Source organism: Georgenia wangjunii (assembly GCF_036421975.1).
Taxonomy (GTDB): Bacteria; Actinomycetota; Actinomycetes; order Actinomycetales; family Actinomycetaceae; genus Georgenia_A; species Georgenia_A wangjunii.
In genome coordinates this window covers 177293-188431 of sequence record NZ_JAZGON010000007.1, presented here as the reverse complement: position 1 = coordinate 188431, position 11139 = coordinate 177293, and the positions used below count along the sequence as shown (strand labels likewise).

The 11139-nt window shown below is 66.3% G+C and carries 6 protein-coding genes and 1 pseudogene; 3 read left to right on the top strand and 4 right to left on the bottom strand.

All coding sequences use genetic code 11. The features are described from left to right. A pseudogene (locus V2J63_RS15880) lies at positions 1-139 on the top strand (IS110 family RNA-guided transposase); the annotation flags it as partial. 70 nt (positions 140-209) lie between these two features. On the opposite strand, the gene V2J63_RS11925 reads toward V2J63_RS15880, so the two are convergent. Both V2J63_RS11925 and mobF read right to left on the bottom strand, forming a co-directional pair. After that, positions 210-425 carry a hypothetical protein gene (locus V2J63_RS11925; RefSeq protein WP_331231260.1) on the bottom strand — a complete coding sequence of 72 codons (216 nt, stop codon included), beginning with the start codon at positions 423-425 and terminating at the stop codon, positions 210-212. A gap of 1031 nt (positions 426-1456) precedes the next feature. Then, on the bottom strand, positions 1457-4975 hold the full coding sequence (mobF, locus tag V2J63_RS11920; protein ID WP_331231269.1) for a MobF family relaxase: 3519 nt from the start codon (positions 4973-4975) through the stop codon (positions 1457-1459). Positions 4976-5804: 829 nt separating this feature from the next. Here mobF and V2J63_RS11915 point away from each other — a divergent pair. Continuing rightward, the gene (locus V2J63_RS11915) at positions 5805-6980 is read left to right on the top strand and encodes a hypothetical protein (protein ID WP_331231259.1); all 1176 of its coding nucleotides are present in this window, start codon (positions 5805-5807) and stop codon (positions 6978-6980) included. Positions 6981-7201: 221 nt separating this feature from the next. On the opposite strand, the gene V2J63_RS11910 is transcribed toward V2J63_RS11915, so the two are convergent. Next, a complete protein-coding gene (locus tag V2J63_RS11910; protein WP_331231258.1) occupies positions 7202-9697 on the bottom strand; it encodes a helicase C-terminal domain-containing protein in 2496 nt (831 codons plus the stop codon). Positions 9698-9729: 32 nt separating this feature from the next. Here V2J63_RS11910 and V2J63_RS15805 point away from each other — a divergent pair, with 32 nt between their 5' ends. Further along, the gene (locus V2J63_RS15805) at positions 9730-10659 is read left to right on the top strand and encodes an HD domain-containing protein (RefSeq protein ID WP_434056322.1); all 930 of its coding nucleotides are present in this window, start codon (positions 9730-9732) and stop codon (positions 10657-10659) included. On the opposite strand, the gene V2J63_RS11905 is transcribed toward V2J63_RS15805, so the two are convergent. After that, positions 10656-11126 (bottom strand): NUDIX domain-containing protein, encoded by a 471-nt coding sequence (locus V2J63_RS11905; RefSeq protein WP_331231257.1) that lies wholly within the window; start codon positions 11124-11126, stop codon positions 10656-10658. The genes V2J63_RS15805 and V2J63_RS11905 overlap by 4 nt on opposite strands. Positions 11127-11139 lie beyond the last annotated feature (13 nt).

Sequence of the window (11139 nt, the reverse complement as noted above, 5' to 3'; positions counted from 1 at the left end):
AGGCCACGACCATCCCCACGCGACCCGCGTCCTCGCTCGCGCGTGGCTAAACGTCATCTGGCGATGCTGGCAAGACGGCGTCCCCTACAACCCCGACCGCCACCGCGCCCTGAACACCCTTCTCGCCGGCGCCGCTTGACACAGGGCATCTCATGCCGCGCTCAGCGCGCGCCGCGGGGATGCTTCGCAGCCCGCTCGGCCGGGTTCTTTTAGAAGTCGTTGAGGTGTATGCCGAGCCGTTCGCGCTCGGCCTGGGCCAGCTCAGCCGGTACCCACTGGATCTCGTATCGACCTGTGCGCTCCCGGTTGGCGCCGTCCTGCCAGTCGAGGTAGCCGTCGCGCATCTCGCTGACGTAGGTCCACGGGGGGTGGTCCTCGACCGACGGTTCCTTCACACCATCGGCCCAGACGACGACGATCCACACCCAGGGCTGGGGCGTCCGAGGGGTGAACGGCGTCCGAAAGTGGCCCAGCGACGTTGCCGCGTGACCGACAGGCCGGCCTTCACGGAGCAGGACGGCTAGACCGTCGCGGAAGGGCTCCATCTCAGCTCCGAAGTCGGGCTCCGCAGGAGCCGCCGTGGCCACAACCTCATGTTGCGCCCTTCTGCTCGGCCACATGCTGCCACCTGACGGATCTTTACCGTTCGGCAATGCCGTCGCCCGCGTGCCGCTCGAATCTGCACATGCCCCCGTCCGGGCGGCGCCGGCGTCCGCTTGGCACGCACCCTCTTCCGTGCAAAGGCTCGACGACCGCACCGCGACCATTGTGCGTCACACGCTCACCACCACAGTTCCGGACATGGTGGTTCACGATCTGTTCGCCGGAGCCGAACGTCCGGGCAGCAAGATCGGGGCCTTCTTCGGCGAGCCCACTCCGCGAAGGGCGACTGACACGTGGGGGCCCGCCTTCACGCCCCCTGGATGAGGGCTCGGTAGGGTAAGGGGCTCTACCGCCGAAGGGAGCCTTGAGAAGAATGAGACACGAACCGACCAGTGGCTATGAGGACCCGCGCCTTAATTATCGCGTCACTTGGAGGTCCGTAGACGAGGGCGGGAAGACCCATGAAAGGGTCTTCACCAGCAGAGATCAGGGATGGGACTTCTACCAGGACATGCAGAAGTCACCGCATGCCTATGGCACGACTTGGGACCACATCCCAGCGTAATGGGTTGACCCGCGCCTGTACCGAGCGCGCGCTGGAGCAGTGCGCACCGTCTCACTCCAGACGGTGAACCCGGCCAGCGCCATCACCGCGCCCGTGTCGGTGACAGTCCGGCGGCTGGCTACGACTTGGCAAGAGCAGGACGGATCTCTGCCCCGGCGCATGAGACGTCGGCCGACTCGCCGGGTTGTCCGGGTGCGGTGAGTCGCGCCCGCTCACGGCGTCCGGTCATGGCCGCCGTCCGAGCGCTCCGCCGAAGCGCGGCCGCGCCCTAACGAAGCCGCGCGCGTCTCACCGCCCGATCGGGTCCGGACTCGGTGCTTTCCACGTGGCCGCAGAACTGGACGAAGTCGTCCGTGCGGTGTCCGGCGAGGTCCCTTCCCTGAGCCGGGCCAGCGTGGCGATGACCATGCTGCTCTCCCGCCGTTGCTGGATGGCTGCCGGGTCGATTGGGCCAAGGGCACTGTCGGGGTCGATGACTTGATGGCGCTCTCTGTAGGCGGCGACCGTGCGGGCCGCTGGCAACCACACGGCTGCCTCTTCCGCGGTGCTGGGCTGGGCCGCGGTGTGTCTGAGCCACATCGCCCCGGCTGCACGGGCGCGCTCGAGCAGGAGGTCAGCTCGTTGCTCCATGAGACGTTCTCGCTCGGTCAGCGCTGCCGCGATGCTGGGGTCGTCGGTCGCGGCGACTGGGATGAAGCCGAGAATGAAGCGATCCGCCGGGACTGTGCCGTGGGCGGCGCTGACGGACGTTTCGGTCCAGCGTTCGACGCGCTCGTGAAGTACCGCAGCGAGATCTGCAGCGCCGGTATCGGCTCGCTTGATGATCTGCGGGAGGTCGCTCTCGAGCGCGACCCCCTGTGCTTCAGCACGGCGCAACGCCGTGCCGAGGGCACCGAAAGCCGGTGACGACGTCACCTCCCGGACCTGCTCGGCGGTGAGTCCGGCGCTTATGAGGAGCGCGGTCCAGCGGTCCGCTTGGGCGAGGTGAGCGATGGTCTCGTACTCGGCTGCGATGGTGCGTATTGACGTTGCCTCGTCGAGCTCTCGCTCTCTCGTCTCGTGTGCGGAGAGAGCGGCTCCAACGTTCCCCATGGCGGCGGCCAGGACACCTCTGGCGGTGACTGGTGCGTCCTCGAACCCTTCGAGGGGCTCGACGGGCCGGTCGGTGCAGACGTAGGCAGTGTTGGCTTCGCGGGCGCGGGTGAGCATCACGTACAGCACTTCCCGAGTCAGGCCAGGGCCGGTGACGATGGCGTGAGCGGTGTCGACGGTCGCGCCTTGGGCCCGGAACGCCGTGGTGGCGTACCCCAGCTCGACGTGCTCACGGACGTACCCCGCGGGCAAGGTGACGGTAGGCCCACCGCCGGGCCGTTTGACGGTCAGGGCACCGTCGTCGTGGCGGGCGGTGACTGCCCACGTGTCTCCGTTCTTCACCCACCTCGGCCCGGCTGTGAGGCGGCGGTCGTTGCGGCGTGTGACGACGCGATCACCGACGCCTGCGAAAAGCCCATCGCGCAAGCGACTGCCGTCGAGGGCGACGCGGCCAGCGACGACGAGCTCGGCGCGGGCGCGTTCGTTGAGCGCGCGAACGGTGTCGCCGTCGCCGGCGATGAGCAGGGACCGCTTCCCGGAGAGTTCGTCCGCGCGCCAGGTCGCGTAGGCGCCGTCGACCATGTCGTCGTGCTCGCCCTCGTGGATCCGGCCGTGGTCGTCGTAGAAGCGTAGACACTTCGAGTCGCCCACCCGCAGGAGCGCCGAAGCCTCTCTCTCCCAGGCGTGACTGAAACGTCGGGCGGTGCCGAGCTCAGGTGCTCCCGTGCCGCGGTCGCGGACGAGGAGGCCGAAGGCGCCGCCGGCGTCAATAGCGGACAGTTGTGCCCAGTCCCCCACGAGGAGCACCTTCGCCCCGGCCTCGCCGGCGCAGGCGACGATCCGGTCCAAGTCTGCGGTGCCGGCCAGGGACGCCTCGTCGATGATCACCAATTGCTTCGCACGGAACCGCCATCGCTCGACCTCTTCGGTGAGCCGCTGGATGTGGGCGGCAACCTGCCGCGCACTCCCCCGGTTCGCCGTCCCCGGCAGGATGCTGCGCGCCCGGGCGAGGCGACGTAGCCGCTCGGGTTCGGCGTCATGCTCAACGAGCCACTTGGTCGTGTTCTCGGTCTCCACGCCGAGACTGGCTCCGAGGACCTCGGCCGCGGCGGCCGACGGCGCCAGACCGACAACGGACCCGCGCCCGTGGGTGCCTTCCCAGGAGGCTCGCAGGGCGGCGAGGGTGTGGGTCTTGCCTGAGCCGGCCGGGCCGACCAGCACGTCCAGCACCCGGCCCGAGAAGCCGACGGACCGGACTGCGGAGGCTTGGTCACCGAAGAGCCCGGCCTGGTCGAGATGGTCGATGTCGAGCACCGGGCCGTTGCGATCACGCCCAGCGGTGAGGAGTCGCGCCTCGGCGTCGAGCGTGGTCTGGGCGGTGTACACCTCGCTGCGGAAAGCACGGAAGGCACTGGTGCCGTCCGGCCGCTGCAGCGCCGCAGGTGTCTGCGCGGCTTCCAGTGGGGTCAGTCGGACCGACCGTCGCTGCACCTCGGCGACGACAGCGGCGACAGCCTGGTCTCGATCGTCCGCAGTGTCGAACCGGTGCGGCTTGAGCGCGCGGGCAGCCTCTGCCTCGATGTTCCACGCCGTCCACGTCGACCGCTTCCGGGAGAGGACGGCAAGCACAGCCGTGGCGGCCTCATCCGCCCACACCGAGGGCAGGCGCAGGTCCGGGAGTGGGCTTCGCGCGTCGGCGAGAACTCGCCTGCTCCACGCGATCGAGTCCGCGGCAAGCACCGTGTCGGCCCGCTCTCTCCACTCGGCGGTGAGCTCTTCGAGGCTGCGGACCTCCTTCGCGCCGCGGGTCGCGAGCGTGGCCTGCTGGCGCAGCCGAAGGACCATCGCCGCATCAGGTCGGCGGCCGTGGTCGCTCTGGTACCGCTCGATGAGGCGGCCTGCCTCAGCGTCGATGGCCACCGATCGCTGCGAGAAGCAATCCAGGAGCGGCTGCGGGATGGCGGCCAGCTCGAAAGCGGGATTGCGCTGCGGTCCGCGCTCCCGGTACTCCCAAACGAGGCCGAGCCGGCGGGAGAGGTGATCGGCCAGGAGAGTGTCGTAGCGCTCGGACATGGCCACGGCCGCGCGATGAATCGCGCGGGAGTCCAGCGTTCGCCACCGTCCGTCGGCAGCCTGTACACGGTTGGCGATCACCACGTGCGTGTGGAGGTTGGGGTCGTTCTCGCGCGAGTCCCAGTGGTCGAAGGCTGCCGCGATCACCCCGTCGACCTCGACCTGCGCGACGCCGTTCGTGCCGATCCGAGTGCGGGCAACGTCGCGCTCGATGAGGGCCACGACGTCGGCGATAGCCTGCCGGTGGCACTCATAGATCACGTCCCGGGTGTCGGCGTCGGCCACTGCCCAGAGGACACTGACCGACTTCGGAGCCGTGAACGTGGAGTCAAAGCCAGCGACGGGACGACGGCGGTCAGTGTCAGCGGCGTAGACGTGCGGGGACTGGCCAAGCGCTCTTCCGGTGACGGGGTCGGCACCGTTGGCGAAGAGCCGTTCCATCTGAGCGAGCGTCACGAAGCTGCCCCCTGCGAGCCCTTGGTTTTCGTCCAGTCCCGCGAGGCCGGCGCCGAGCCAGGTCCCGGGCGGGGTGCCGTGTGCCGCGTAATAGCGGGTCATTGGGGTCGCACCCGGACGGCCGTGGTCGGTGGTGACTGAATCCAACAGGTAGGTGTAGGACTCCCCCGCGTAGCGCACGCACATGCTCATCATTGCGAGCCGCCCGCGGAATCGGATCGGGCGCGGTGTGCCTTCCGCCTGCAGCGGTCGGAGCAGTAGCGGGCGTCGGATCGCATGGACGACGGCAGCGGCTTCCGGCAGCTCGCGCACCGGCGTACGACGCGCCGCCAGTTCCGCGACTGGCATGTCTTTGAGCAGTACCGGGTGTCGCGCCGCCTCGCGCTGAACGTTCGGCCGCATTCCGAGCAAGTAGCCCCGGCCGGGGTACCCGGCGCGCGTGGAGTCGACGCCGTCGCCCAGTCTCGGGCCGGCCACGACCGCCGCTTGCGCCCAATGGTTGCCACGAGCCGGGGAGCCCTGCGCGCGCGCACGCTGTCACGGAACCCGCCTCACATGCCAGAGGAGTGGAGGCGATCGGACGCAATCCGATGCACAGACTGCGCCCTGGCCCGCGCAGGTCGCACGTCTGCTGGGCAGCCGTCGAGCTCGTGCGCCTCGCCGCGCGCGGACGCAACGGGCCGCTCGCACGGAACGGATTTGGCGATGCAAGCGGCTCCCGCACCTCGGAGTCGGCGCCACACGGTCGTGATTCCTCAACACGCATGAACGTCCCCCGCCTGAGTTGGCTCGGGGTTGCAGTTCTCGTTGAGAGCAGGTCGTTCCCCTGCGGTGATGCGCTGATGTTAGCGCGGTGTCAAGCACTAAGGGCAGCCGCCTAAAGTCGCGGTGTGACATCCATCAGGCAGGTCGGACGGCTTCGGCGTCGCTGAGTACGCCGGCGGGCGATAGACCGTGAAACAAGGCGCTTCGGCGCATACCGGAGCCGAGCGCGGTCTGTCCCTAGGATCGAACTGTGACGAGTTCGCGCTACGCCTGGATCCCCGATCATCACTTGGCTGTCGCAGCGACGCTGGCGCACGCAGACGAGGTCATCGCCGAGGCCGCCGACGTCCTCTTCGACTACCAGCGACAGCCCGACGGCATCGTCCGTCTCGGCGAGGTGCCCATGGGCGCCTACAGCCAGACCGTTGTCACAGGTGTGGCCCCGATTCCAAGAAAGGTGCCATTGCTAGTGGCCGATGCGCTGGTGGCTCTGCGGAACGCCCTTGAGCACACCCTCTTTGCTGAGATCGAGCACCGGGACGGGACGCTGAACGAAAAGGCGGCAAAGCTCGTGGAAATGCCGGCCGCGAGAACGTACGCGGACTTCGAGGCGTGGGTGAACAAGCGTGCGAAGAACGGACCGCCGCTCCTTCGACGGGGGAGCGAACTTCTGCGGCGCATCGAGATCCTGCAGCCCTTTCATCGGACCAAGCATCCACAGGATCACCCCTTGGCGCTCCTGGCGCTGCACACGAACCACTCAAAGCATCGCGCGCCAGCCATCACGGCGGTTCGCCTCGCCGCTATGTACCGCGAAGACATGATGCCCCGCTCTGTTGGGGAACTCGAGCGCCGCCCCGAGGTCCCACTGCGGGTGGGCGAGGTGATCGCCCACACCCCGCGAGGCACCGAGATCCCCGTGACACTGTTCCCGACGATCGGGATCAACCGCCCCGGCACCGACCGCTGGCCCGTACTGATGAAGGAGCTCGACGAGCTCGCCACGTGGGTCCGCGCCCAAGCGGTCCCGCGACTGATCACTGGCATCGATCCACCGCTTCCGACCTTGCCGACCCGATACGAGATCGCTCGTGGTAACGACGACGAGCGCAGCGCATTGTCGAAAGGATCGACGGTGTCTGCGGCGCGGCTAAACAGCGATCGAATAGGAGCGGCGTCGGCGCGCAGCGACATGGTCGAGACGATTGGTCAGATGGACAAGGCACCGAGCGCTGAGCAGATCGCGGCCTGGCTCGACAGCCTCTCTGACCAGCAGATTCTCGGGCGGATGAGGCAGCTAACGATGTCCCCCACCTACGATCCCAATGTCGTGTTGAGGAACTATGAGGTGCTGGTGGCCATGCGCGACGATGCCCGCCACTTCGCCGAGGTGGACGCGCCGGTGGCCGACCAGACGCGCGAATAGCTCGGCACGCGTAGCTCCTCCAAGCCGCCTTCTGAGCAGAGACGAGCACCAATTCCCCTCCGCTCTGCGGGCCATCTTGGCACGGTCTACGAGCGCAAGCGTCGCTCGGAAGTCGCACGTTCCTGCGTCTCGAGCATCACGTGGTCCCGATCTAGGAACACGATCAGGGCGAGGCGCTCACCGGCGACGGAAGCACACGCTGTCTTTACGTGGCCGTCGCATCAACGGCCCCGCCGCGCATCGACGGTATACCGGGCTATCAGATGCTGCGCGGTGAGGCCATGATGGGCAAGAAGCTGACTTACACGCACGGGGTCTCGAAAACTATCCTGGTCTGCCAAAGCGGTTGCCAACTGGTCAATTGCGTCGCGCAGTAGAAACAGTTTCTCCGTAGTCAGGACGCGGCACCGCTGGGGAGCTGCGGCCTTGGAGTCGAACGTCGACCAAGGGTGCACGAGCACTGGTGTCCCGCTCGCCATTGGGTACTGTTCCCGGAACCAGTCCATAGCGTTGGAGAGCTGTTTAGCGTCATCCTTATATACTGGATGCTCTTCCGAGCCACTCTTCGCTTCGATGATTAGGAAGGAGTTGTCATTTAACGCCCAAAGATTGTCCGGACCTCGACCAATCTCAATCTCCGGCCTTTGTCCTGCGAACCCGAGGGGAGACGCGAGGTCGTCCATCGCCGCCTCGAAGTGTCGCGTGCGCGGACCGAACACCAAGTCCCCGAGAAGAGCATTGAAGCCGAGACGCAAATCGGCTCCTGTGCGAAACTTGCGTTGTAGCCATCCAGACGCGCCTGCCCCCTGCTCCTGAATCGGCGTGGCAAGCCTCGCGTAGGCCACCCCAACGACCGGCCGCAACAGCGCCCGATTGGCTTCGTTGGCCGCGCGCTGCGTCTCTTGGGACTCGACGGGGTTGGTGGGATGCTGATAACTCGCCACTTCCTGCAGCAACTGGCCACGGATAACGCCGTCGCTTCCCCCTCGATCGAGCGCCTCTTGGAGCGCAGCGACGGCCTCGCTGCTTCTACCTCGCGCTGCCAGGTTGAAAGCGGCACGACGCTGTCTCGTAACTATATCGACCTCAGAGCTGTCATACCGCAGGGTAGCTAGCCGCGAGCGGCTAGCAGTAATCCACGCTTTATCGCGGTCAAGAACCTGCGTCACTACTGACTTCATCTCTGCCATCCCGGCACCCCTTATACTCACCGCTATTTCCCGCGAGAGCTTCATCTGCGCGCGAGTCGCCGGGGAGAGGGCATCCTCGGCACCAGGCAGCAAAAGTCGCTCCGTCATCCTGGCACCCATCAGCAGCACGACACAATAGTCGTCGTTCGACCGAACCGCGCGTCCCATACCCTGCTCGATGCGCTGCATCTGACGACGCAACATTGCGTCCGACCCTGCAAGCTGCGCCTCGTCCAGGCGCTCGAGCGCGCCGAATGCCTCTGGGAGCCCGTCTATAACTAAGACGTGGCAAGCGTCGTTGGGCAAGTCCACGCCGTCGTACCGGTTGACCAGCACTACAAGGCCCAAGCGTGCGTCCGCCCGCAGCCTTTCGATGCCCTCCTTGATCGAATCCTTATCGAACACGAGAGCGCCACGCTCTTTCCACACCTCCGCACGGGCGTGGCTAGGAACGATGACCACGACGTTCCGTTCCGTGGCGATGTCGATGACCATGTCCCGGATGTGCTCTTCCGTGGCAGCCGGCGCGATCTCTTGGGGAACGATGATGAGCCGGTCACCGATATCACCTGCGTTCGCTGGAGCGATCGGCCGGGCTATCGTGTTTGGATCGGCGTCGAAGTCCTTTACCAGTACACCGTCATCTGCCAGCGTGGCAGTGAGGTAGACCCGGCGACTCGCAGCCACGAACCCGGTAAGCACGTCGATGGGCAGGTGGTCCGGGGCGATTTCAACTACATCGCGGGCGAACACTGCCCGGCAAAGCGGCAAGACGTCGACAATCAACGGCCAGCCGAAAGCAAAAGGAACTTCTTTCGTGAGGGGATGGATAATCTCGAGGACCTGGCGCTGACGGTCATGCCACGCCCAATGCGGTACTTGGAGGAGAGCCGAGTGATCTCCTGCGCGAATGTCGAGAAGTGTGTTCGGGCTCTGCTGCTCGAGCACGTCGGCGAACAATTCCAATAGCAGAGCGTACTGCGCTTCACTGGACGGAATACTTACCCGGAACTCGTCTTCCGCTTTGGCTAGGCAGGCGTGCGCATCGTCCACGATGATAGTACCTACGCTGAAGCGTGCCGATTTGCTCGACGAGCCCCCTACGCCGAAGATGGATTTCCCGTTGACTAGGCGCTGAAACACGTCAACCAGGACAGCTCGTTTGGCCCCGTACTCGTAAGCGGTCGGGTCGCTGGTCACGGCAATGCCAAGCGAGGCCGCCTCCTTTCGGACCTGGTCAGCAAGATAGTGGTCCGGGACAAGGTAAGCGACCGGACCCGCTCCGTCATTTAGCGAGCACTGAGCTATCAGTAAGCCGATGACGGTCTTTCCACCGCCGGTATTGAGCTTCACGACGAGGTCGGACTCCGTGCGCCTGCTATGCCACTGGTCCAGGACCTGGTCCTGTGGTCCGCGCAGGTACTCATACCCGGGTACGCGGGGCAGTGCGGCGAAGACGTCACGCGGGTGGCGCGTTTCGTCAGCCGTTTCAGCCGTTTGTCCGAAGGCAGTGAAGTCAATTGGCACGATGTCCCACGTTCCCTGTCCAGAGTGCGTCCATGTACGAGGGGCTCATGTTCCCACGTGACGGCCGACAAGTCCCCGGAATTCGAGGTATCCCGGCTCGTCTGCTGACGGCGACGCGGAGTATGCGCTGGGGACGTGCCCCACACGCTTGCCACTTCCGCCATGCCAGCGCTCGCCCTTGGGACGCGCGGAGACCTTCAAGACGGCTGTCACGACTGGCCGAAGCCGTCTCAGAGATGTCATGGCCGGCAATCCGGTGGCCCACTCATGGCGTGCGATCCGGGCGCCGTGGCAGAGATCGGCCTGTCCTCCGAGCCGCCGTCGAGCGAACGCGAGCGCCCTCGGTCGAGCACGAGCCGATGCTCGCAGTGCGCGAAGGCTACGGTTACCGCGTGCAGGTTTTCACCGAGGCTTCCGACGCGCGCAGCCTCGCCTTCCGCTTGGTGGGTGGTACATCAGACCGCTGGCAACACGTGGTCGGGGTCGCGGCCGCCGCCCAAGCCGCCTCGTCGGCCGTCCAAGCAGACGAGGCTAGCTTGTTGGTCGCTGCCGCCTGGTTGCACGACATCGGGTACTCCCCTGGGCTCGCAACCACGGGGTTCCACCCTCTCGACGGCGCCCGCCACCTCCGCGTCTTAGGTGCACCGGCCCGGCTATGTGCGTTGGTCGCCCATCATTCCGCAGCCTCCGTCGAGGCCAAGCTCCGCGGCCTCGGCCCCGTTCTTAGTATGGAGTTTCCCGCTGATCGGTCGGTGGTCGCTGACGCGTTGACCTACGCCGACATGACAACCGGGCCATCGGGGCAGTCGGTTGTAGTCGAGGACCGCCTTGCGGAAATCCTCACGCGGTATCCGGCGGGACATCCGGTACACGAAGCAATCAGCATCGCATCACCACAGATCATAGCGGCGGTCACGAGCGTAGAGATTCGGCTCGCGGCCCGAAGGCCGCGGTGTCGTTAGCCAAGGTAAGGAGCGGGTCGGCCTTCGAAGAAGTGGTCGATCCGCTTACGCATCGAAGGGTGGATGGTCAGCGAGTCGAGCTCATCCTGACGGACCCAGCGAAGCTCCTGGCTCTCGTTGTCCTTGGTGAGTGATCCGCCCAGTAGACGGCAGCGGAACGACAGCGTGAACTGCTGGCGGACCTCGCCGTCGGAGTAAGCGATCACGTGCCGCGGGTCGGTGTAGGTGCCGACGAGGCCGACTACCTCCACGTCGAGGCCCGTCTCCTCTCGGACTTCCCTGATGACGGTCTCGACGATGCTTTCGCCAAAGTCGTGAGTTCCTCCGGGCAGTGCCCATAGGTCGTTGTCCACGCGGTGCTCGAGGAGGACGCGCCCCTCAGAGTCGGTGATGCAGCCAACGGCTGCTGGGACGACGCTGTTCGGCGTCGGGGCCTCGGGGTGGTCGTAGTAGTCGGTGCGTGCCATGGGATCTGCCTTC